A 22,641-nucleotide genomic window follows, 5' to 3' on the forward strand; every position below is an offset into this window, starting at 1 on the left:
CGCTTGACGCACGAAGAGCGATAAAGTTGCTTCGGATGTCCATACGACGCCAGAGGGCGATCAACGTTCCAATAGTAATGTCTCGGCCAGAATCATGTCGAACGATGACGTAATCTTGATGTTGGCTTCCTCGCCGTCGATGCAGACGACGGTATGCCCCGCCGCTTCGATGAGGGAGGCATCGTCCGTACCCAGGAAACCGTCACGTTCGGCCTTGTCGTAGGCCTCGAGCATCACCGTACGCAGGGCGCCCTGCGGCGTCTGAACGCTCCGGAGCTCACTGCGTTCCAGTGTCGCGACGACGCGTCCATACGTGTCGACACGCTTCACCGTATCCTTCACGGGCAGGCACGGAATGGCCGCACCGTGGAGTGCCGCAGCCTGCACGATGTTCCTGAAGAGGTCGGCCGACGCCAGGGGGCGCACGGCATCGTGAACGAGGACGATGCGGGCGTCGTTCACCGTCGGGTGCCGCATGGCATTGGCGATGGTGTACTGGCGCTCGTGGGCACCATCCACGATATGGATACGTGGATCGGAGATCCCGGCCCGTTCGAGGATGTCCGTGAGGGCGGTGCGTTGATCGGGCTGAACGGCGATGAGGATGGACAGGAGGCCTTCCACGGTAAGAGCCGTACGCAGCGCATGGGTGATGACGGGATGGTGGCCCAGCGTCAGATACTGTTTCGGCAGTGGGCCCCCGAAACGGCGGCCGCTGCCTGCAGCGGGAAGGATCAGTGACCAGGTGTCGGACACGTTCGGTACCGGAATGAATGGACAGGGACGGTACAAAATAGCGACGGGCGCATCTCCTTGCGGAAATGCGCCCGTCGAGGACGTCGTCTGCGATCGTGCAGTGCTTAGCGCACCACGGACAGCGGAACGTTGATCGTCGAAGCGCCGTTGCGGATCACGACGGCATACATGCCGGAAGGAACGAGGGATCCGGCCGCGTCGCGACCGTTCCAGCGTACTTCCTGTGCACCGTCGGTCATCGGCACCGTGGCCACCAGCATACCGGCCGTGTTCACGATGGAGATCGTGCCGGCGGCGCTGGAGTTGGCGAAGCGGATGACGATACCGTCGTGCGTCGGATTCGGATAGACGGAGATGCCCGCGATTTCTGCCGACTCGTTGACCGATACGTCGACCTGACCGTCACCGGACAGGACGAGGGACGAGTTGCCGCCCGTGCTCGATGCGAAGTCGATGCTGGCGGAACGTGCGCCCGTGGCCGACGGGGCGAACTTGATGCAGACATCCTGCGATGCCGAAGCGGCGATATCCATGGGGATCGTCGAAACGACCGTGTAGTCGCCGGCGTTACCACCGGTGATGGTCGCTGCATCGATCTTGATCGCGACCGCCGACGTGTTCGTCAGCGTAACGCACAGTTCCTTGTCCTTGTTGATGAAGACCGACTCGAAGTTGAGTCCGGCTGCATGCGAGTAGCGAACGACGGAGAGTGCACCGAGGGCGACCGTGCCCGTCGGAACGGGAGCGTTCGTGGTGACCGTCATCGTGCCGGTGAGCGGGCCGACGGCGGTCGGCGTCGCCTTGAGAACGACCGTCGACGTTTCGTTCGGAGCGAGCGTGAACGGTGCGCCACCGCTAACGATCGTGAAGCCCGACGTTACCGCGACATCGGTGACGTTCATCGGAGCCAGACCCGTGTTCTTGATCACGCCCGTGAGCGTGGCGTCGGAGGAGTATCCGAAGGGAATCTCGCCGAAGTCGGCCGTGTTCTGCATGAGCGTGAGTTCCGGGCGATCCAGCGAAGGATCCTTGACGGAGACGCGTGCATAACCGGACGTCACGCCACCGCAACCGTTGCGGATGATGGCGGAGTAGATACCGTTATCGCTGACGGCTGCCTTTTCCACGGTATACGTCGGCGACGTGGCACCGGGGATTGCCGTACCGTTCTTCATCCATTGTACCGAACGCCAGTCCGAAGCTTCTACCGTAAGGGTGAGCATGTCGCCTACGCGCAGGCTCTGATCCGTCGGGTTCTTCGTCAGCTTGGGCTGTTCGATCACGGCGATGCTGGCCACTGCGCTGGTGGCGGAGAGACCGCAGGTCGACGAGACGCGGACGCTGTAGTCACCGGCATCCGTGCGCTTGGCGTTGTTGATAGCCAGGGCGAACGTATTGGAATTCGGGATCGGCGTGCCGCCCTTGTACCATTGATAGGTGACATCCGTGCCTTCGGCCTGAACGACGAGCGTCGTGGAACCACCGACGCAGGCATCACCACCGACAGGATCGGCGACGACCTTCGGCGGCTTGAAGCCGACGACGTTGATCGTGCGGGTTTGTGCCTGGAGATTGCAACCCGTGGGGTTCGGAATGTTCGACGTGATGATGAGCTGGTATTGACCATCCATCGTATAGTCGTAGTTCGTGAACGTCAGCGTCGGATTGATGCCGTTCGGAACGGGCTTGCCATCCTTCAGCCATTGATAGTTGAGGTTGTTGCCCGTTGCCGTTGCGCTGAGCTGACCATTCTGACCCATGCAGATCACGAGTTCGCTCGGTTGAGCCGTGATGCGCGGGCGCGTCGGAACCTTGAGAACGGCGATACCGCTCGTTACCGACGGCGGGCAGCTACCCGTGATGACGCAGTCGTAGTTGCCTTCGTTGGCCGTCACCGCATTGTCGACGACGAACGTGGAATCCGTAGCGCCCGGAATCGGCGTTCCGTTCTTGCGCCACTGATACGTCTTGCCGGCGCCTACCGCACCTACGCTGAACGATCCACGATCGTTTTCGCAGATGTAGACCGTTGCCGGGGGCTGACGAGTGATCGTCGGCGGAACGTTGACCGTAAGCTTGGCAAGACCGGAAGCACGCTCGGCACCGCAGCCGTCGGTCACGACGACGTCATAGAAGCCGTCCTGGGAAACCTGGACATTGGAGAGGCTGAGCGTCGGCGTCGTGGCGATCACGTTGCCGTCCTTGCGCCATTTGTACGTCGGGTTCTCACCGTCGGTAGCGACGCTGAAGGATGCGGAACCGCCGGCGCAGATCGTCTGGCTCAGCGGCTGTTGCGAGAACGTCGGCGGGAAGCAACCCTTCAGTACCGTGAAGGTACCGACCGTGCCTGCATAGTTGTAGGCACAGTAGCTCCACGACTGGTTCGGCATTTCGACGACGCGGATCATCCACTGATTGCTGAACTGCGACGTGATCGGAATACCCCAGTTGTAGGAGCGGTCGTTATAGTTGATGCCTTCCTTGACGATCTTCCACGTCGCACCACCATCGGTGCTGTAGTGGATAGCGAACGTAGGCGGATAGCTCGAATACCAGTAGCCTACGTAACCGGGATACCACCTGATCGTCATGACGTCGCCACGCGTATACGTGCTGCCCGCCGTGGGCGCCGTCACGTAGACGTAGCTGTATCCGTACGAACAGGGGACCGTCTGTGCGGTCGTGTCGGTACTGCTTGCGAATAGCAGCAGGACCACCCCCAGGAATAGAGCCAAAAAGCCCGAAACGGAACTGTGTCCGCGGGCGGTGGCAGTGTAGATCTCCCTCATCACTGTCCCTCCGATAATGATGTAATAGAAAATGTGGCTGAAAAAGCCTCTCTTTCTACGTGTGGAAAACCCTACAACCAGCTATCCTCCCAAATAGTTGGTTAAGGTTCTATGTTTTCTCGTGTAAAATATACTTTATCGCACAATAGAAACCACCATGCTTTCTACGGCATATGTTCCGGAAATCGTGAGAATGTAGATTCCCGGGGCAATTCCCCCCGTTCGAAGCATCCAGAAGCCCTCGCCCGTCCCCATTTCCGTGCCCATCATGAGCCTGCCGGAAACGTCGTGAAGTACGATGGATGCTCGATCCGGAGCCGTTCCATCGTAGCGCCCGCTCACCACGCTGCCGTCAGGCTCGACGCGGATATGCCATGCTGAAAGGTTCGCAGTTTCTTCGGGGGTATGCGTGACTTCGTCGGTTCCGGTCGTAAACGAGAAGACAGGACCGTTGCCGACGGGCTGGCCGTTCCTGAGACCGGTGACCCGCCAGTAATACAGGGTATTCGGACTGAGTCCCGTATAGCTGACAGTCGTATCGGTCGATGCCAGGAAGAGCACAGGAGATCTGAATTCTCCTGTCCTGTCGAATTCGACGTTGTAGTTGTCGCATCGTTCGTCGGACGTGAAGCGGACCGTTCCGCTGAGCGGCAGACCTGCCGCTCCATTGGCCGGATACGACGGGATGAGCCCCTGCTTCGCACGTGGCAGCGTCGTGAATGAACCTACGTCCGACCACGTACCCGAAGCCTCGTCGCTGAGACCGATTACACGCCATCTGTAGGTCGTACCGGGCTCGAGGGAAGCCAGCCGATAGCTCGTCCCGGGATGTCCGTAGACGTTGACTTCGGGATTGCTCATGTTCTCCGACCAGACCTGGAGCTGATAGTAGGCTGCACGCTGCACGGTCGTCCATGCGAAGGTCAGATCCGTCGTATCGGCCATCTCACTGCCGTCGGCAGGGCTGACGAGAGCGGGTGCCGACAGAACGGTGACGGCGGCGGTACGGAAGGAGTAGATGGAGGACGATAGTCCGGGACCATACTTGCCGACGGCCGTGACGGACCATTCATAGCGCGTGGCCAGGGCGAGCGAACGAAGAACGAGAGATTCCTTCGACGTCGTTTCGTCGACGACCGGCTTCGTCTCTCCCGACTTCCATGCGCGGACGCGGTAGAGACGCGCGCCACCGACAGGAGACCATGACAGCAGGACGCTGTCCCTCGTGACTCCCATCTCGTTGTTGGCGGGCGCCGTGAGCTCCGGAGTATCGGGTGCCGTGACGAACGTTTCGTTGGCGGAAACCTCGCTCACGAAATCGTCGTGGATGGCCATGACGTTCCATACGAAGAACGTGTTGGAGGCGAGCGGCGGATACTTCCGCATGCGCACGTCCTGGACGATCGTATCCAGGATGAAGACCGTCGGAGCATCGCGTCGTGCGATACGCAGGCGGTATTCCCTGGCATTGGTGGACGACGACCAGCGGAAGGAACTGTCCGAAACCATCGCTACCGTATCGGCAACGATCTTGGGATAGAGAGGCAGGGGCGTCGCTAGCTTCGTCGTGAACGTGCCGATGGCCGACCACGTTCCGGGCCCTGCATTCCGCAGGCCACGGACCCGCCAGTAATACTTGTTGAAGGAGATCAGAGTCGCCGGCGTCGTTGTCGTCAAGTCCGTCGTCCTCGTCATGAAGGCTACACTGGCGAAGGTGGGACTCGTCGACACCTGTACTTCGTAGCCCTCGTCCTGGACGCATTCGCCCCACGTCAGCACAGCGGCGAACGGAATATCATGGGCTCCCTCTTCCGGTCCGAGAAGCGTGGGAACGAAGCAGGACCGGTATCCGATGAGGTACTCGCCGTTCTTCGCGGTTGCGATCCGATACGTCTTGGCCGCGTCATCGTACGTGCCTGCGATACTCTCGAACTGTCCTTTCCCTTCCGTCGGACGATAGTAGATCCTGGCCAGTTCCGGGCTGACGACGGACGGCAATCCGGAGAAATCGAAGGTCATGTTCGCCGTGATGTTCTGCGGCTCCCTGATACGCACGACCCACCGGGCTGGAATCCGCTCGCACGGGGGAATTTGCTTGAAGCTGATGTCGTGCGGCAGATAGGAATGACGCTCCACGATGGCATTCGTCGGTGCCGAAACGGCAGATACCGCCATGCGTACGTACGTCGAGCTGTCGTTGCTGGAGAAGGTGATCGTTCCGGGGGCCGAGATGGTCTTCTCGACGCCCGTCATGCCGATGGTGGTCTTCCATACGCCATAGGAGGCGAAGAAATCCAGGGGCGAGGTGGCGATCTCGGCGTCGATCGTGCCGTCTCTCCGTACTTCCGTCGCGATGATGGTATCCTTCGACGATCCCCAGCCGATGAGGACGTTGTTGTTCGGAAGGACCTGGACGCTGCCCTGCGACGAGGCGAAGATATCGGGAACGTGACGGTACTGCCAGACGCGTTCGGCGGTCATGGCCTGCTGATCCACACGGTATTCCACGGCTCGGGAAAACTTCTGGTCCCGCAGTTCGCCGTTGTCGAAAAGAATGAGATTGCCACCGGGCAGCCAGTGCGCGCTGTGTTGATGGGAAAAGCCCGTGAAACCGTCGATGTCGTCGTTGATGAAGGTGAACTGATTGCCCTTCGACTTCGATCCGCCCATGCGCCAGATGACGTCACCGGTAAGGCGATCGATCTTCACGACCTCATCGAGGTGGCGGCATGACAGCAGCAGGTTGCCGTCGTTATCCTCCGCGATGTCGTTGACGTGGATGTAGTCGATATTCTTCTGCCGGAGGTCGATATCCTCCGTGGCATCGGTGACGGGAATGTGGTCGAGGGAATACCATTCGAAGACGATCTGGCCGTCGAGCGTGCGCTCCTGGATGACGGCACTCGCGATCTCCGCCTCGGCATGTCCACCGCTGACGACGGCGGACATGTCCACCGTGCGCCGGCCGATGCCGAGTACGGCATAGTTGCCGTTACGCAACATGCGTACGACGTGGAAGTCCGTATCGTATCCGAGAGCGGACAACGTATCGGTGACTTCCAGCCTGGCGTTACGGCGGATATAGGCCCTCGCCGCGGAGAAGTGGGTGATCGATCCGTCGGGTTGAAGCTGGATGTTGAAGACGCCTCGTTCCGCGAACGGATACACGGCGGTGCCCGATTGATCGACCATGCCGGAGGAGTCGTTGGACAGGGGAGCGATGAGATAATAACCCGGTTGGGGGTAGCGAATACCCGTCATCGTCACGGTGCGAAGTACTTGCTGCGCATGGAGCGATCCCGCGAGCAACAGGAATATTGCCAGATGAAGAGTTGTCCGTAACATGAATCCCCTGAGCATTATAGAAGGATCAACCCAGCGTGCGCTTCGTCTTCTGGTTTCTCGTGCTTGTCGTCTTGCTCGGTCCGAACAAGATCCACCTCGACGCCCAAATAACCCGCGATGGGGAGAAAGGTTTCTTGGACGTCGAAATGCTGAAGCCCGTCGGCCAGCAGGCCGTCCTTTCGATGGTCAAATGCGGACCCTCCTGGATCGCAGGCGGTAATATGGATATCCTGCGGTCGGACGACGGGTGCCAGACCTGGGTCAACATGGCGAGCTCCCTGCCACAGAAATACATCGTCGGCGCCGTCCGTAGCGGTTCCGCCATTATCGCTACTGGGGGTACGGGAGGCGTCTTTCTCACGGAGGATGAAGGACTTACGTGGAAAAAGCTGCCTCAGTCCGGGGCAGGGCAACCGCATCGGCTCCACTCCGCGAAGGGAATTCTCTATGCCCTTTCGGGTGATAGCGGAATGTACGTTTCGGTGGACAGAGGGGCGACCTGGACCCCCCACAAGGTCTGCAGGGAACGGTATCGCGATCTCAGGGTGAACGACGACAGGGGGTGGACGCTCGACGACAGTCTGAAGGTCGCATGCTGGTCCCCGGAGTGGTCGATGCTGGGCTTCGACACCATTCCGGGCACGGTGCGGAGTCCGCTGCTCGGAGCATCGTCGTCGTGGTGCGCCGTCGTGGCCGATTCCGCATTGTTCCTCATCGATACGTCCGGTACCATTCGACGCACGGTCGTGCTGCCCTCGAAGGGGTGGTCGACGATCTGCGTGTCGGGGACGGACGTCTATCTCTCGAAACAGCGTGGTTCCATCGTCCGTGTCGCTGTCGCCGACGGTTCGGTGAACGACGTATCGCTGGGTGCACTGGACAAGGAGCGGGTAACCGCCCTCGAGTGGTACAAGGGCGGGTTGTACGTCGGCTTGCGCGAAGGCGCCGGTGGACTGCATCGATGGGATTCCGCGACGGACACATGGAGGCGTATCCATCCATCCGTCATGCCGTCGTCCACGGGACAGGAAATCACGATGCTGGCGGTATCGGGAGGACGGCTCTACGTCGGCAGCAGGGAAGATGGACTCTACGAACTGGATACTGCCACGTCGATCATGAAGGCGCTCAACGAAACGCTCGGTCAGGTTCTTGCACACCAGGTCGTGCCTTTCGGCAGGGGCTTCGTCATCGCATCGCGTATCAAGGGTCTGCTCGCTATCGATTCATGCGACGGATCGTTGAGGTTCTTCGCGAGAAACCTTCCCCACGGCTCCGAATACAGCGTCGCCGCCATGGATGACAAGCTTCTCGTCTCCATCATGAATGCCGGCGTCTGGATGTCGGCCGACTCGGGAAGGACGTGGACGCGCCGCTCCGAGCCCTACGAGAAGGCTATCATCAACAGGCTCGAAACGAGAGGGAAGAGCATCTACGCCTGTTCGGTCAACGGACTATGGTCGACGAACGATCTCGGCGCGACGTGGATCAACGAAGGTGCCGAGCTTGCAGGCGAGGACGTGGAATGGACGGTGACGAACGGCAGGTCGACCTATGCCGGTACGCGGACGACGACATGGTTGCGCATCGGAAACAAGCCGTGGAAGGAATGCCGTACGCATCTCATCAGGCTCGGACCGGACCGGTTCTCGACGATGTCCTTCGTCGGCAAGACGGTCTACGGCATGGCCAACACGACGATCTATCGCTCGACCAATGACGGCCGCACCTGGACCGAAATGGAACTGGTGGATGTAGGGCCGATCCGTCATTCCTTCGTCGCCGATGGCTTCCTCTTCATCACCACGGACCGCGGTGCCGTCATGCGCGCGCCCGTCCATTGAGTCGCCCAGCGCTAGAGTGCACTGCCCACGAAGTATTCGCCGGATCTGACGAAGGGAAGCAGCAGCGTATGCTTCGTGGCATCGTAGACGGCGGGTAACAACGAGAATGTCCCGTCGCCTTCCTTCGGACGATAGTAGAGGCGAACACCCGTATCGGAAGCGATGTGCTGGACGTGATCGATGGCGAACGTCGTCGTTCCCTGCACGGCATCCGAATCACGGATACGGATCACCCACCGGGCGTCGGTCATCCGTGCCGGTGCCTCGGATGCGAACGTCATGGCATGCGGTGCATAGGAATGCCGTTCGACGATGATGGACGTCGGGGTGAGGACGTTCGTCAGCAACATCGACACGTAGGTCGTACTGTCCTTCACCGAGAAATCCTGCGGCCCATCTGCCGACACCATGCGCTCCACACCCGTCATGCCGACGATGGCCTTGAAGACACCATAGGTCAGGAATGGTTTCGGAGAGATGTTCGTGAGCTCCATCTCCACGGTACCGTCGCGTTGCACTTCGGTGCCGATGACGGATCCCTGGATGGTTCCCCATCCGATGAGGACGTTCTCGTTGGGCAGTACCTGGACGCTCCCCATCGAGCGCGCGAAGACGTCCGGTTTTCTGCGATACTGCCAGACGCGTTCGGCGGTATGACTGGCTTCGTCGATCTTGTATTCCACGGCACGGGAAAACGGAAAGGCCCGCAGGTTGCCGTTGTCGAACATGATGATGTTTCCGTTGGGCAGACGGGAGACGGAATGCTGATGCGAGAAGCCCGTGAAGCCATCGATGTCGTCGTTGAGGAACGTGAACTGGTTGCCCTTCGACTTCGATCCACCCATGCGCCAGATGATCGTACCCTTCGTACGGTCGATCTTCACGACCTCGTCAGTGTTGCGACAGGAGACCAGGAAGTTTCCGTCGATGTCTTCATCGATGCTGTTCACGTGGATGTAGTCGATCGTCCGCTGCTTCAGATCGATGTCTTCCGTCGCATCGGTGACGGGAATGTGATCAAGGGACTTCCATTCGAAGACCACCTGACCTGACCGTGTTCGCTCCTGGATGACGGCGCCGAGGATGGCGACTTCGTCGAGGCCGCCGGGAACGGTCTTCGAAAGATTCGTCATCCGCTGCTCGGTCCCGAGAATGGCACAGTTGCCGTTCTTCAGCACGCGTACCGCATGGAAGTTCACTTCGAAGCCCTTCGTGACGCGCAGGGTATCGATGACGTCCATGTTCGCATTCCTGCGAAGGAAATAGCCGTTCGTGGAATAGTGCGTGACGGATCCGTCGGGCTGGTACTGGAAGTTGTTCGTGCCTTGTGCAGGACGTGCGAAGACGTTGATGCCCGTGTTGTCGACGAAGGCGATGGAATCCGGTGAATTCGGTGCCAGAAGAATGTAGCCCGGCGATGGATGTCCGTTCACCGTCATGCCCACGGTGCGTAACGGCCACTGACCGGACGAATTCGAAACGGACATCACGATCAAAGCGAACGAGATGACATATCTTGTGTAATTGTCGTACAACCTGCCCATTCCCAGCATGCCCATGTGCTCCCCATTGCGATGTGTCGTGCCAACGACACAACAACCGTCGGAAAGTTTCCCTCGCCCGAAAGTTTTTCTGTCTCTCCTCGTCGCCCTGTGCGTCTCTACCGGCCTCCCGCTTCGTGCGCAGGGGGGTGGAAAAAATGCGAAGGACACCGCCGTCTATACCAAACCGACGATCACGGTCATGGCGGCACGCACATCCGAGGACGCGCTGGAAGTTCCGATGGCCGTGACGGTCGTACCGTGGCAGTTGTGGCAATCGACGCGTGGAGTAGGGCTCGATGAAGCCCTGTCGCTCGTTCCCGGCGCCCTCGTGCAGAGCAGGAGTGGCGGTACGGACGTTCGCGTGCAGATACGCGGCTTCGGTGCACGCGGCGCAGGTGAGCGTTCCAATGCCGGAACGTCACGTGGCATACGGTTCTACACCGATGGCATTCCCGAAACGGAACCGGACGGACGTACATCCTTCGACCTCATCGATCTTTCCAACGCATCGAGTATCGAAGTGGTCCGATCCAACGCATCCGCTCTCTGGGGCAATGCCTCCGGCGGCGTGGTATCGATATCGACGGTGCCGACCGACAATACGCCCTACGTCCGGGCCGGCTACATGGCGGGGAGCTTCGGTCTGATGAAGGAAACGATCCAGGCCAACACACCATTGTCGGGCGGACAGCTCTATGCCAATATTACCAACACGACGATGGACGGATGGCGGGCACATTCGAACCTGGGGCTGACGCAGGCGACGGTCGGTATGATTTCCGACATCGACACGCGTTCGAGGCTGAAGGTCTTCGTAACCGGTGCGAGCAACATGTACCGGATTCCCGGCGCACTCACGCCAGCCCAGGCCGATGCCGATCCGCAACAGGCCCAGGACGACCGGACCGTCTACAATCCCACCTACGTCCAGCGTGACGAACACCGGTTCAATCGCCTCGGCCGCATCGGCGTCGTCCTCGACCATGCCTTCAGCACCGAGCATGGTCTGAGTGCCACGGCCTTCCTGCAGAGCAAGTACCTGCAACGCTCCGAACGCAATACGTTCCGTGACTTCACGCGTTATCACCTCGGTGGCAATCTCGTCTATCGCTATTCCACCGTCTTCGATACCGTGATGTCGAACAAGGTACTGGTCGGTATGGATGTACAGCGACAGGACGGAGCGATTCTCTTCTACAACCTGGACCCCGTCACACGATCACGAGGAACGGACCTCCGCAGCAACAAGGGTGAAGGTGGAACGAACCTCGGCATCTTCCTGCAGGACGAATTCATGATCGGCCGGCTGAGCGTCGTCGGTGGCCTGCGCTACGACGACATCGTCTACGACTATCGCGATTTCATCGATCCGGTCCTGAACGTCGAGAAGACATTCTCGCGTCTGACGCCGAAGATCGGCCTGTCCTACAACCTCGACCAGCTCGCGCATGTTTATGCCAACATCGGTGGCGGTATCGAAGTACCGGCCGGCAACGAGCTCGATCCGCCTGCGGTGACGGGAGAGGACACGGTGACGGCCATCAATCCACGCCTCGATGCCATCCGCTCCGTGACGTACGAAGTCGGTATCAAGGGAAGCCGTCGGTCGAACGGCAGCTTCATCACGTCGTTGAACTACGATGCCGCGCTGTATCTCATCGACATCACGAACGACATCGTACCGTATCGCAACGGACGGTTCTATACGACGGCCGGTCAGTCACGCCGTATGGGTGGCGAACTCGGCCTGAGCATGACGTCCGACGTCGGTCTTTCCCTCTACGCCTCCATCACCGTGATGAAGAGTGAGTACAGGAACTATCGCGTCGACAGTGCCCTCATCGATCCGGGTGCGGCCGGACGATTCCAGTCGTTCGACGGGAACGAGATGGCAGGTATTCCCATGACGTTCGGCAGTCTTCGCCTGCGCTACGACATTCCGTGGCTGACGGGCCTGTATGCCGAGGCGGAAGCCCGCAGCATCGGTTCCTACTATGCCGATGACGCGAATACGCTGGAGGTGGAATGCTATGGTATGGCCGATGCGGCCATCGGTGCGGATATCGAAATATCGTCCCTGTTGCTCGTGACGGCGGGTGTGCGCGTCAACAACATCCTCGACAAGAGGTATACGGCGTCGGCATGGATCAATCCCGATCGTACCGGCGGAGGTGTGCCGTACATCGAACCGGGTCTGCCGCGTAACGTCGCCGCGAACGTCGCACTGAAGGTCCGGTTATAGGACGCCGTGCGGTCAGCGTTCCAGCGGATGATCCGATCGTGTGAAACGTCCGTTCCGCATCACGTCCCCGATGTGATACGTCCCGAGCTTGCGCGCCCGCAGGAAGCCGAGCCATGCCATGTCGGCGAACCGTCCGTTGGCGAGCATGTCGAACAGCCATTCGTTCGCGAAGTCCGGCTTCTCCTGACGCATGCCGGCGCCTGTTTCCAGCAGCCACTTGCGGTTGAACTTCTCCTGTGATCCTATCGTCGGCGTCATCACGATGGGCAGGCCGAGGCCCGCGTAGAAGGACAGTTCACTCGGCTTGGTCCACAGGATATCCGTCGTTCTGATCGCACGGTTGAACGTGGCGAAGTAATCGTCGAGGCGTTCGTCGAACAGGACGGAGACGCCCGGAACGTCGCCGACGAGTGAACGTTTCCGTTCCATGAAGTAATCGCGGACTTCGGGGCGCGTACCGGCGACGAGATTCAGGCGCATCGTTCCATCCTTCAGACGATGGGCGAACGTTCGCAGCAACGTCGCACCCATTTCCTTCTGCGCACCTGCACCGCCGACGGCATAGGTGACGGTCAGGACTCGGCCGTGAGGTACATCCTGATGGATGGCATCGCCGAGGAAGTGTTCCACGCTGCGCCCGTGCGACATCATGAAGCGTCGTGTTGGGTCGAGTACCTTCAGTCGTATGGCCAGGTCGTGCTTCAGCGTCGGCAGATCCCTGCCTCCGAGCAGATCCTCGTCGAGCGGGAAGCCCGTAAGGTAGATCCGTTCCTGGGGGACGCCGTAGGACTGGAGTCTGAGGGCGGCCTTGCCGCATGGAGCGAAGTAGTTGATGCGCGAATCCCATGGCTCGCGGGCCACCCAGACGCGGTTCAGGTCGGCATCGCAGATGATGCAGTAGATGGGCTCGTATCCGGACAGGTCGGCAGCGATGGCCGGCACGTAGAACGACGTGAGAAGGGGGAGGCGCTGACGTTCGAGGATGGAGGTCACACCGCGGCCGAGTCCCTTTCGGATCTGCGAGTCCAGCATATCCGTCTGGAAGGTGGCGTGGGACAGATTCCGTATCGGATAGAGCGACGGAATATGAAGCATCCTGTCCAGCAATGCGAACAACCGTTTTCCTATCAGTGGTACGTCCTTCGCGCGCGAGAAGCGCTCGTACAGACGGAGGTAGCGGCGCCAGAGCTTGCGCTCCGCAGGGGATGCATGCTCGTTGTCGCCTGCGGCGACGATGCCTTCGTTGGCGAGATGTCGAAAGGGGAAGGCAGCGCGCTGATGTCCATATCCCATGTCGGCGCTGACGACCCAGTATCGTTCTTCGGAATCGGGCATCGGGCAAGATACGCCGATCGGAACTTCACCGTTTCATGAATCGGAAGAATGCGTCGGCTCCCATGTGTGTCATGGGGGACGCCCGGTCACCTCACCTTGAACGATGCCATCGTGACGATGGCGAGCATGATGGCGACGATGTAGAAGCGTGTGACGATCTTGGCTTCGTGCCAGCCGCTTTTCTCGAAGTGATGATGGAGTGGTGCCATCAGGAAGATACGTCGCCCCTCACCGAACCGCTTCTTGGTGTACTTGAAGTACAGGACCTGGACGATGACGGACAGCGTTTCCGCGAAGAAGACGCCACCGACGATGGGAAGGAGGAATTCCTTCTTGATGAGGATGCAGAGCACACCGATGGCTCCGCCGAGAGCGAGGGAGCCGGTGTCGCCCATGAAGACCTGGGCAGGATAGGCGTTGTACCACAGGAAGCCCATGGCAGCACCGACGATGGCTGCGCAGAAGATCGTCAGCTCGTCCGTGCCGCGCAGGTGCATGATCGTCAGATAGTCGGCGAAGAACGCGTTGCCGCTCATGTAGGCGATCACTGCGAGTGCCAGGGCGCTGACGCCTACGGTGCCGATGCACAGGCCGTCGAGACCGTCGGTGAGATTGACGGCATTCGACGTGGCCGTGATGAGGAAGATGACGACGGGGATATAGAGGATGCCGAAGTCGAAGTTGAGATGCTTGGCGAACGGAATGGTGGTGAGCGTGCGTACGCTTTCGAAGGACGACGAGAACCACTCGGGGAAGAAGTAGATCGTTCCGCCGACGACGAGGCCGGTGAGGACCTGGCCGACGATCTTGTAGCGTCCGATCAGCCCCTTCGGCAGTTTCTTGATGACTTTCAGATAGTCGTCGAGAAATCCTACGGCACCGAGCGATGCCATCGTGAAGACGGCGAGGATGACGAACATGTTGAGGATGTTCGCCCACAGTATCGTGGGAATCAGCACGGAGGCGAGGACGATCAGACCGCCCATCGTCGGCGTGCCGGCCTTGAGGGAATGGCGTCCGACCTGCTGGAGTTCGGACTTCGCCTGCTCACCGATCTGGCGGCGCTTGAGTGCACGGATGATCTTCGGTCCGAGGAAGAGCGAGATCAGCAATGCCAGGATGGCCGCCGCGGCTGCGCGGAAGGTGACGTACTGGAACAGGTTGATGCCGGGAATGTCGGTGATTCCCTTCAACCAGTAGGCGAGATAGTAGAGCATGGTCGTTCCCCCCGGAGCGAATCGTCATTCGTGCAATAGGGCGATGACCTTTTCCATGGTCATGCCGCGTGAACCTTTGACAAGGATGATGGCTTCCGTTCCTGCGAGGGACCGGATCTGTTCGACGCACCCGCTATGGGTGGCGCACCACAGGACGTGCGGCGCGTCGAGGCGTTCAACCGCACGACGGAACTCGTCGCCGGTGACGATGACGGCGTCGGCATGGCTGGCGGCTTCGCCGAGGATGGCCATGTGTTCGTCTTCGGAAGCGTCACCGAGCTCGCGCATGTCGCCGAGAACGGCGAGCCGTCTCGTTCCGGGATACCGCCCGAGCGTGTCCAGTGCCACGCGCATCGACTCGGGATTGGCGTTGTACGTATCGTTCAGGATCGTCAGGCCGCCCATGCGTTCCACGGACATGCGTGCATATCCATGCGATGCGGGCGGATCGTACGACTCCAGCCCCACACGTACTTCGTCGGCCGACATCTGCAGGGACCATCCGATGGCGATGGCACAGGCTGCATTGCGTGCCGCGGCGATACCCGGCGTGGCCAGACGAGCGCGGAACGTGAAGGTATCCTTGATGATATGGACGACCGGCAGAAGTGAAGCGTCGAAGGTCACGCCGATCCTGATGTCGGCGTCGTGGTCGAGTCCGAAGGTGATCGTACGACCGACCTTCCGTTCGTAGGTACGAAGCCGTTCGTCGTCGGCATTCACGAAGGCCAGCCCGTCATGGTCGTTCAGATAGTCGAACAGGGCCGTTTCCTCGCGCTCGACGCCATCGAGGTCGATCAGCTTTTCGAGATGTTCCTTGCCGATATTGGTGATCAGGCCGTGGGTGGGCTGCACCATGGCACTGAGCAGTTCGATCTCGCCGGGTTCGTTGGTGCCGATCTCGATCACGGCAGCCTGATGCTCGGCGGCGAGCTGCAGCAGCGTCAGCGGTGTGCCGACCTGATTGTTGTAGTTGGCTTCGGTCTTGAGGACGCGGAAAGCCTGCGAAACCACCGCCGCCGTGAGTTCCTTCGTCGATGTCTTTCCTGCCGCACCGGCGATGGCGATGACGGGGATCCCGAAACGCCGCCGGTGCCACCATGCGAACGAACCCAGCGCACGCAGCGTATCGGGAACGCCGATGAGGCGTGGCCGCAGATCCGCGGCAGCGTGGTGGAGATAGTCTTCGGAAACGACGGCGCAGGAAGCGTTCCCTTCCCTCAGGACGCGATCGACGTGGTCATGGCCGTCGAAGCGTTCGCCTCGCAGCGCGATGAAGACGTTGCCGTCGGTGAGCGTTCTGGAATCGGTACTGACGCCGACGATGGAAATGTCGGCTGGCAGGTGTGCGGCGGCATAGCCGATAACGGCCTGAAGGTCCCGATATGAAAAGGGGGCGACGTTGGTCATGAGGAGGAAGGAAGGACTTCGTGCAGCAGCCGCGAAAATAACGATGACCGTTACCTTTCGCCGGCTGTTTTTTCCGCGACGCGCAGTCGGGCGCTCCTGGAGCGGGGATTGCGGGCGATTTCTTCGGACGACGGTTCGATGGGACGCTTGGTGAGGATGGTCAGGACATCACGTCCGTGATCACGGAAGACGTTCTTGACGATGCGGTCCTCGAGCGAGTGATAGCTCATCACGACGAGGCGTCCACCCGGTGCGAGCAGGGGAATCATGCTCACCAGGACATGCTCCAGCCGCTCGAGCTCCCGGTTGACGGCGATGCGCAGCGCTTGGAAGACGCGCGCCATGGTCCTGGGCTGATGCTGGGGTGGAATGATGCCTACGACGATGTCGCGAACGTCGATGGTCGTGCGGATGGCCGCGATGCGGCGTCGCTGCACGATGGCGGCCGCGATGCGGCGTGCGGATGGATCCTCGCCGTAATCGAAGAGGATCCGCGCTATTTCCGCTTCGTCGCGTGTGTTCAGGATGTCGGCTGCCGTCTCGCCTTCTGCGGTGAAGCGCATGTCGAGGGGAGCCTGCTGCCGGAACGAGAAACCACGGCCATGATGGTCGAACTGGTAGGAGCTCACCCCAAGATCGAGAAGGATGCCGTCGACCCGACGCTTGTCCCGCATCACGTCCGGCATCTCTTCGAAGTTGGTATGGACGAGGATGAGGCGGCTGTCGTCACCGCGTGCGAGCTCGTCGGCGAAGCGCTCCGTGCAATGACGGATGGCGACGTCGTCGGCATCGAACGAATACAGCCGTCCTTCGTCGTTCAATCGCTCCAGGATCAGCGATGTGTGGCCACCGCCGCCCAGTGTACCATCACAGTACGTTCCATCCGGCCGGATGCGGAGCATGTCCAGACATTCCGTGGCCATGACGGGGACGTGATACGTCGATTCTTCCAGCCGTGCCATCAGAGCAGGACGGAAAGGGATGAAACGCCGAGAGGTTCGACGGCCAGGAACGCTTCCGCATGGGCCACGCCGATACGGCTTCCGTAGTAGCGCGAACGTGCCTCGATCTCTTCCAGGAATTCCGGGCGGGAGATGAAGGTGGACGGTTCGTCCGACGCATACAGTTCGGGCAGATGGAACTGCGACGAAAAGGCGCGGATGGAGCGCATCTTGTCCTCGAACGTTTCCGAGATATCGACATACAGATCCGGCAGACGCGGGAAGTCGTACTGCTGCTGGAAGCAGAGCAGACGTTTCGGACGGTGTGGTTCCAGCACGACTCCGTCTCTCGCTATCTCCACCTTGGCCAGTCCGGCGACGAAGGCCGCGGCCCGTGCGAGACGATGTACGGCTTCGTGGTCGGGATGACGTTCGAATGGCGGGGGAATGAGCATCAGGGTCGGACGATGTGCGCGGATGGCACCTGCCACGCGACGGATGTTCTCGTCCGTATGCATGATGGCGCCGTCAGTCATGTCGAGACATTCGCGGATATGGACGCCGAGGATCTCGGATGCTGCCGCGGCTTCTTTCTCGCGGAGTTCGGGCGTGCCGCGCGTACCCAGTTCGCCACGCGTTGCGTCGACGAAGGCGACCGTGCGGCCTTCCTTCGTGAGCTTCCTGATCGTACCCGAGCAGGCCAGTTCAGCATCGTCGGGGTGGGCCGACAGAACGAGGACGTCGACACTCATCCGATGTCTCCCAGTGTATGGATCTTGGCCACGCGGCGCTCGTGACGGCCGCCTTCGAAGGGAGTCGAGAGGAAGGTGCGGACGATCTCCTTGGCCAGCTCTTCACTGACCAGGCGTTCGCCTACGGCGACCATGTTGGCATTGTTGTGCATGCGTGCCAGGCGTGCCATTTCCACGCTCGTGCAATTCGCCGCGCGGATACCCTTGACCTTGTCGGCGGCCATGGCGATGCCGATGCCGCTACCGCAGACGAGGACTCCGAACTCCGCCGTACCGTTCTGGACGAGGCGAGCTGCCGCCACACCGTAGTCGGGATAGTCGGTGGATTCCGTGGAATGCGTTCCGACGTCGATCACGTCATGACCGTCCGCGATGAGCATGGCCTTGAGGGCTTCCTTGTAGGCGAATCCTGCATGATCCGAACCGATGCTGAGCGTCATGGATGTACTCCTGTGCTGCCGAATCCGCCGCTGCCGCGTTCGGTGGCGTCGACGGCCTCCACGGCGCGCCACTCCACCTGCTCGTGGCGTGCCACGACGAGTTGGGCGATACGTGATCCACGTTCGATGGTGAACGGATCACCTGAAATGTTGGCGAGAATGACCTTCACTTCACCGCGATAGTCGCTGTCGATCGTACCCGGTGCGTTGAGTGCGAAGACGCCGTTCCTGGCCGCGAGGCCACTTCTGGAACGTACCTGGCATTCGAATCCTTTCGGGATGGCCATGACGAGTCCGGTCGGAACGAGGGCAATGGAGCCCGGCTGGACGACGAGGGCCTGGTCGACGGCCGCATGGACGTCCATACCGGCCGCACCCGACGTAGCGTAGGAGGGCAGTGGAAGGTCTGCCGCGTGGGGCAGCCGTGTGATGTTGATCTGGAGATTCATGGATGCAAAACTACCGAACTACTTCCGTCCGAAGTCGGCCGGATTCTCGCCCCAGCGCTCCGTCTCCCATTTGAGCACGACGTTGGGCCACGTATTCGTGTTCAGCCAGCGCTCCGCACGGTCGAGGAGTTCGAACACGTCGGCATTGCCTGCCGTACGGGCTACGGTGGTCTTGGCATGCTTGTGCCGCAGCCACGAGAGTGCCGTCCGGCTGTCGCTGTAGATCGGAACGGACGACCCCTTCTGCTTGAGGAGGCCCAGTGCGTGGACGACGGCGAGGAATTCACCGATGTTGTTCGTGCTGTCCTGGAACGGGCCCATCCTGAAAAGTTCCACGCCGGTGGCGGTATCCACACCGCGATACTCCATGACACCCGTCGTCATGTCGCATGCCGCATCGACGGAAAGACTCGGCAGACGGGGGCCATCGCCTTCCTTGAAGGTGCGTGGTTTCGCGGGTTTCCTCGTTCCTGCGCCTACGTGCAGATGGGCCGATTCCTCCAGTGCCGCTTCGGCTTCCGCACGGCTGGGAAAGGCCTTGTACTTGGCACCCGGCACACCGTGAATCTGTGCCTTGCAGGCCTCCCATGAATCGTAGACGCCGGAATTGTGGCCATGCCACACGACGTACCATTTGTTCTTTGCTGCTGCCATGACCTTCAAGTTGCGAATTGTCACACTATCGGCAGCGCCGTGTACGATCATACCGTCAACTTTCTCCCTGGAACGGTGCCATGTATGCACGGACCATCTCCGCTTCGGTCTTCGGTATCGATGCCTTCCGCATCGAAGTGGAAACGCACATCGATACGGGGCTACCCGGATTCCAGATCGTCGGTCTTCCGGATTCGGCGGTTCGTGAATCGCGCGAGCGGGTCATGGCCGCCATCAAGAACAGTGGCTACGACATACCGGCACGCAAGATCATGGTCAATCTCGCCCCTGCGGACGTCCGCAAGGAAGGCAGTGCCTTCGATCTGCCCGTTGCCGTCGGCATTCTCGCCGCCTACATGAAGGTCGTGCCGAAGGACCTGGACGGAACGGTCATGCTCGGTGAACTGGCATTCGATGGATCGCTGCGCACGATACATGGCGTATTGCCCATCGCCCTGGCGATGCGCGGACGTCGCATCCGCAGGATGATCGTCCCCGTCCGGAATGCCGGTGAAGCCGCCATCGTCGACGGTGTGGACGTCATACCGGTCTCGACACTCGTGGAGGCGCTGGAATATCTGGAGGGCAGCCGGGCCATCGAACCGTACCACGTGGACGTCGACCGAATGTTCGAGACGTCACCATCGGTGCAGATGCCGGATATCCACGACGTGAAAGGACAGGAAGCGGTGAAGCGGGCGATGGAGGTCGCGGCTGCAGGTGGCCATAACATGATCATGGTCGGTCCACCCGGTGCGGGCAAGACGATGCTCGCGAAGCGCATCGCCACGATATTGCCGCCATTGTCCCTTGCCGAAGCGCTGGAGACGACGAAGATCCATTCCGTGGCGGGGCTGCTTCCGTCCGGTACGGCCATGGTGACGCAGCGGCCATTCCGCGCGCCGCACCATACCATCAGCGATGCCGCACTGGTCGGAGGAGGTGTAGGTGTGGTTCGGGCAGGGGAGATATCGCTGGCACATCATGGAGTGCTCTTTCTCGACGAAGTGCCCGAGTTCCAGCGGAACGTGCTCGAAGTCCTTCGTCAGCCACTCGAGGACAAGTACATCAGCATCGCACGTTCGAAGATGAGCGTCGAATATCCGGCCAACTTCATGCTCGTCTGTTCCATGAATCCATGTCCGTGCGGCCAGTTCGGCAATGCCCATCAGGAATGCACCTGTTCCCAGCACGACATCCAGCGTTACATGTCCAGGATCTCGGGACCCCTGCTGGACCGTATCGACATCCATGTGGACGTACCTGCCGTACGTATTCATGAACTGGCCGGAACGGGACAGGGTGAAACCAGTGCCGTGATTCGCGGCAGGGTCGTCCATGCCAGGCGCAGGCAGGCGGCGCGCTTCGAACGGAGTCCACACCTGCACAAGAATGCCGATATGTCGGGCAAGGACGTGGAACGGTATTGCCGTCTGGATGAGGAAAGCCTGAACCAGCTCAGAACGGCGATGACCAGGCTCGGACTGTCCGCCAGAGCCTATGACCGCATCCTGAAGGTCTCGAGAACCATCGCCGATCTGGCAGGTACCGATGCCATCGATGTCGGACATGTCCGGGAAGCCATCCAGTATCGCAGTCTGGACCGTCCGTACTGGAACGGATGAGCCGCGGTCGAATCTGTCTCGCGACACGACTGCGGTGCACGAACCGTGCCGCATACGGGCAGGGCAGTGCGAAAAAATATCTGCCCGGAGGTGGGACGATGTTCCGCCATGCGGTTCATGCTCATAACAAGTACGTGTAGCATAGGACGTAGAGGAACAGGGACGTTGGTGGTTCCATTCCGGTAGAATGGTTCATATGCGCCCCATGGACCAAGATAAGCTCCGGAATGAGTGAAACCTTTCCCTGGGCCTCCCGTAACTCGTTCCGTCCCTCTTTCACATACATCTCGAGGAAGAACAACGTCCCCTGTTCTTCTACGTCCCATGCAGGCCGCATCGCACCACGATGAGGCCTGTTTTGTTTTCAGAGACGGTCACCGCTCCGGAAGCGGCGGTCGCTGCTGCTTCGTGACGAGCTTGTGGCGCAGGCTTGCGAGGCCGCTTTCCACGCTCGACATCTTCATCATCAGGTCGGTTTCCGCCTTCAGCGTCACCAGCCCACCGTGGACGGGTCGCCTGGCGGCTTGCTGCAGTTCGTTCGTCGACACCGGGGAAATGAGCGACGCATCGAGTTTGAACATGGTCGCGATTTTCAGGGCGAAGTCATAGCGGGTCATGTAGTCCGCGCCTCCGACATGATACAGGCCGGTCCTGCGACGCCGGATGATGCGCGTCACGGCTTCGGCCAGATCTTCCGCATACGTCGGATTCGAATACTGGTCGTTGACGACGCGGATGGCAATGCCGGCGTCGATGGACTGGAGTACCCAGCGGACGAAGTCCGGACGGTCGCCGTCGGGGCCATAGACGACATTGGTCCTGACGACGGTCGACGGGATGCCCGAACCGAGGCAGACGTTCTCGCCCGCCAGCTTCGATTTGCCGTAATAATTGATCGGATGAGGCGTGTCGAGTTCGGAGTATGGTCCCTTCTGCCCGTCGAAGACGTAGTCCGTACTGAAGTGGACGAGATGGGCGTCGGCGATGCGAGCCATGCGTGCGAGTTGTTCTACGAGTGTGACGTTCAGGCTCCATGCCAGTCCGCGGTCGGTCTCGCATTTGTCGACGTTCGTGAGAGCCGCGGTGTTGACGATGACGTTGGGGAGTCGGCCAAGGATGGCTTCCTTCAGGGCGTTCCGGTCCGTGATGTCCAGGATGCTCGTCTCCACACGGTCATGCGCATACGGTAGTTCGCGTGACGTTATGAGATGCAGTGTGGCGTCCGTTTCATCCAGCAGCATCGGAATCAACGCTCCTGCGGTCATGCTGCCTGCGCCGATGATGGTTATGGTCATGGT

The 22,641-nt window shown here is 60.4% G+C and carries 17 protein-coding genes; 3 read left to right on the plus strand and 14 right to left on the minus strand.

Translation table 11 applies throughout. The features are described from left to right. Positions 1-60: 60 nt before the first annotated feature. From BGO89_07895 to BGO89_07905, 3 genes are all read right to left on the minus strand, one after another. Positions 61-756 carry a 2-C-methyl-D-erythritol 4-phosphate cytidylyltransferase gene (locus tag BGO89_07895; protein ID OJX59913.1) on the minus strand — a complete coding sequence of 232 codons (696 nt, stop codon included), beginning with the start codon at positions 754-756 and terminating at the stop codon, positions 61-63. Positions 757-860: 104 nt separating this feature from the next. Next, complete coding sequence (locus BGO89_07900; GenBank protein OJX59914.1) at positions 861-3,473, minus strand: hypothetical protein; 2,613 nt, start codon at positions 3,471-3,473, stop codon at positions 861-863. Between the two features lie 207 nt (positions 3,474-3,680). Next, the gene (locus BGO89_07905) at positions 3,681-6,854 is read right to left on the minus strand and encodes a hypothetical protein (protein ID OJX59915.1); all 3,174 of its coding nucleotides are present in this window, start codon (positions 6,852-6,854) and stop codon (positions 3,681-3,683) included. Between the two features lie 71 nt (positions 6,855-6,925). Here BGO89_07905 and BGO89_07910 point away from each other — a divergent pair, with 71 nt between their 5' ends. After that, positions 6,926-8,734 carry a hypothetical protein gene (locus BGO89_07910; GenBank protein ID OJX59916.1) on the plus strand — a complete coding sequence of 603 codons (1,809 nt, stop codon included), beginning with the start codon at positions 6,926-6,928 and terminating at the stop codon, positions 8,732-8,734. Positions 8,735-8,745: 11 nt separating this feature from the next. On the opposite strand, the gene BGO89_07915 is transcribed toward BGO89_07910, so the two are convergent. After that, complete coding sequence (locus BGO89_07915) at positions 8,746-10,293, minus strand: hypothetical protein (protein OJX59917.1); 1,548 nt, start codon at positions 10,291-10,293, stop codon at positions 8,746-8,748. Between the two features lie 184 nt (positions 10,294-10,477). On the opposite strand from BGO89_07915, the gene BGO89_07920 reads away from it, so the two are divergent. Continuing rightward, entirely contained in the window at positions 10,478-12,520 is a 2,043-nt protein-coding gene (locus tag BGO89_07920; GenBank protein ID OJX59918.1) for a hypothetical protein, read from the plus strand. Between the two features lie 12 nt (positions 12,521-12,532). Here BGO89_07920 and BGO89_07925 read toward each other — a convergent pair whose 3' ends face one another. The 8 genes from BGO89_07925 to BGO89_07960 all read right to left on the minus strand — a co-directional run bounded on the left by BGO89_07925 (position 12,533) and on the right by BGO89_07960 (position 19,718). Further along, positions 12,533-13,855 carry a hypothetical protein gene (locus BGO89_07925; protein OJX59919.1) on the minus strand — a complete coding sequence of 441 codons (1,323 nt, stop codon included), beginning with the start codon at positions 13,853-13,855 and terminating at the stop codon, positions 12,533-12,535. A gap of 86 nt (positions 13,856-13,941) precedes the next feature. After that, on the minus strand, positions 13,942-15,072 hold the full coding sequence (locus BGO89_07930; protein OJX59920.1) for a phospho-N-acetylmuramoyl-pentapeptide-transferase: 1,131 nt from the start codon (positions 15,070-15,072) through the stop codon (positions 13,942-13,944). Positions 15,073-15,096: 24 nt separating this feature from the next. Beyond that, positions 15,097-16,482 carry a hypothetical protein gene (locus BGO89_07935; GenBank protein OJX59921.1) on the minus strand — a complete coding sequence of 462 codons (1,386 nt, stop codon included), beginning with the start codon at positions 16,480-16,482 and terminating at the stop codon, positions 15,097-15,099. Positions 16,483-16,532: 50 nt separating this feature from the next. Beyond that, on the minus strand, positions 16,533-17,444 hold the full coding sequence (locus BGO89_07940; GenBank protein OJX59922.1) for a 16S rRNA (cytosine(1402)-N(4))-methyltransferase: 912 nt from the start codon (positions 17,442-17,444) through the stop codon (positions 16,533-16,535). Next, positions 17,444-18,175, minus strand: coding sequence for a bacillithiol biosynthesis deacetylase BshB1 (locus BGO89_07945; protein ID OJX59923.1), 732 nt, complete (start codon positions 18,173-18,175; stop codon positions 17,444-17,446). The genes BGO89_07940 and BGO89_07945 overlap by 1 nt, the downstream gene beginning before the upstream one ends. Beyond that, positions 18,172-18,615, minus strand: coding sequence for a ribose 5-phosphate isomerase B (locus BGO89_07950; protein ID OJX59924.1), 444 nt, complete (start codon positions 18,613-18,615; stop codon positions 18,172-18,174). The genes BGO89_07945 and BGO89_07950 overlap by 4 nt, the downstream gene beginning before the upstream one ends. Continuing rightward, positions 18,612-19,064, minus strand: a complete 453-nt coding sequence (locus BGO89_07955) for a deoxyuridine 5'-triphosphate nucleotidohydrolase (GenBank protein OJX59925.1) — start codon at positions 19,062-19,064, stop codon at positions 18,612-18,614. Before BGO89_07955 ends, BGO89_07950 begins: the two co-directional genes overlap by 4 nt. Positions 19,065-19,082: 18 nt before the next feature. Continuing rightward, positions 19,083-19,718, minus strand: a complete 636-nt coding sequence (locus BGO89_07960; GenBank protein ID OJX60036.1) for a ribonuclease H — start codon at positions 19,716-19,718, stop codon at positions 19,083-19,085. Positions 19,719-19,798: 80 nt separating this feature from the next. On the opposite strand from BGO89_07960, the gene BGO89_07965 reads away from it, so the two are divergent. After that, positions 19,799-21,343 carry a magnesium chelatase gene (locus BGO89_07965; GenBank protein ID OJX59926.1) on the plus strand — a complete coding sequence of 515 codons (1,545 nt, stop codon included), beginning with the start codon at positions 19,799-19,801 and terminating at the stop codon, positions 21,341-21,343. A 121-nt stretch (positions 21,344-21,464) separates the two neighbouring features. Here the strand turns inward: BGO89_07965 and BGO89_07970 are convergent, their stop codons facing one another. Continuing rightward, positions 21,465-21,680, minus strand: a complete 216-nt coding sequence (locus tag BGO89_07970) for a hypothetical protein (GenBank protein OJX59927.1) — start codon at positions 21,678-21,680, stop codon at positions 21,465-21,467. A 37-nt stretch (positions 21,681-21,717) separates the two neighbouring features. After that, positions 21,718-22,638, minus strand: a complete 921-nt coding sequence (locus BGO89_07975; protein OJX59928.1) for a dTDP-4-dehydrorhamnose reductase — start codon at positions 22,636-22,638, stop codon at positions 21,718-21,720. Positions 22,639-22,641 lie beyond the last annotated feature (3 nt).

The organism is Candidatus Kapaibacterium thiocyanatum (assembly GCA_001899175.1).
In the GTDB taxonomy this organism is placed as follows: domain Bacteria; phylum Bacteroidota; class Ignavibacteria; order Kapaibacteriales; family Kapaibacteriaceae; genus Kapaibacterium; species Kapaibacterium thiocyanatum.

What these genes read in the sequence shown, in the direction of transcription:
- BGO89_07915 (OJX59917.1), bottom strand. Translation starts at nt 10,293, where the DNA reads ATGGGCATGCTGGGAATGGGCAGGTTGTACGACAATTACACAAGATAT.
- BGO89_07920 (OJX59918.1), top strand. Translation starts at nt 10,478, where the DNA reads ATGGCGGCACGCACATCCGAGGACGCGCTGGAAGTTCCGATGGCCGTG.
- BGO89_07925 (OJX59919.1), bottom strand. Translation starts at nt 13,855, where the DNA reads ATGCCCGATTCCGAAGAACGATACTGGGTCGTCAGCGCCGACATGGGA.
- BGO89_07930 (OJX59920.1), bottom strand. Translation starts at nt 15,072, where the DNA reads ATGCTCTACTATCTCGCCTACTGGTTGAAGGGAATCACCGACATTCCC.
- BGO89_07935 (OJX59921.1), bottom strand. Translation starts at nt 16,482, where the DNA reads ATGACCAACGTCGCCCCCTTTTCATATCGGGACCTTCAGGCCGTTATC.
- BGO89_07940 (OJX59922.1), bottom strand. Translation starts at nt 17,444, where the DNA reads ATGGCACGGCTGGAAGAATCGACGTATCACGTCCCCGTCATGGCCACG.
- BGO89_07945 (OJX59923.1), bottom strand. Translation starts at nt 18,175, where the DNA reads ATGAGTGTCGACGTCCTCGTTCTGTCGGCCCACCCCGACGATGCTGAA.
- BGO89_07950 (OJX59924.1), bottom strand. Translation starts at nt 18,615, where the DNA reads ATGACGCTCAGCATCGGTTCGGATCATGCAGGATTCGCCTACAAGGAA.
- BGO89_07955 (OJX59925.1), bottom strand. Translation starts at nt 19,064, where the DNA reads ATGAATCTCCAGATCAACATCACACGGCTGCCCCACGCGGCAGACCTT.
- BGO89_07960 (OJX60036.1), bottom strand. Translation starts at nt 19,718, where the DNA reads ATGGCAGCAGCAAAGAACAAATGGTACGTCGTGTGGCATGGCCACAAT.
- BGO89_07965 (OJX59926.1), top strand. Translation starts at nt 19,799, where the DNA reads ATGTATGCACGGACCATCTCCGCTTCGGTCTTCGGTATCGATGCCTTC.
- BGO89_07970 (OJX59927.1), bottom strand. Translation starts at nt 21,680, where the DNA reads ATGCGGCCTGCATGGGACGTAGAAGAACAGGGGACGTTGTTCTTCCTC.
- BGO89_07975 (OJX59928.1), bottom strand. Translation starts at nt 22,638, where the DNA reads ATGACCATAACCATCATCGGCGCAGGCAGCATGACCGCAGGAGCGTTG.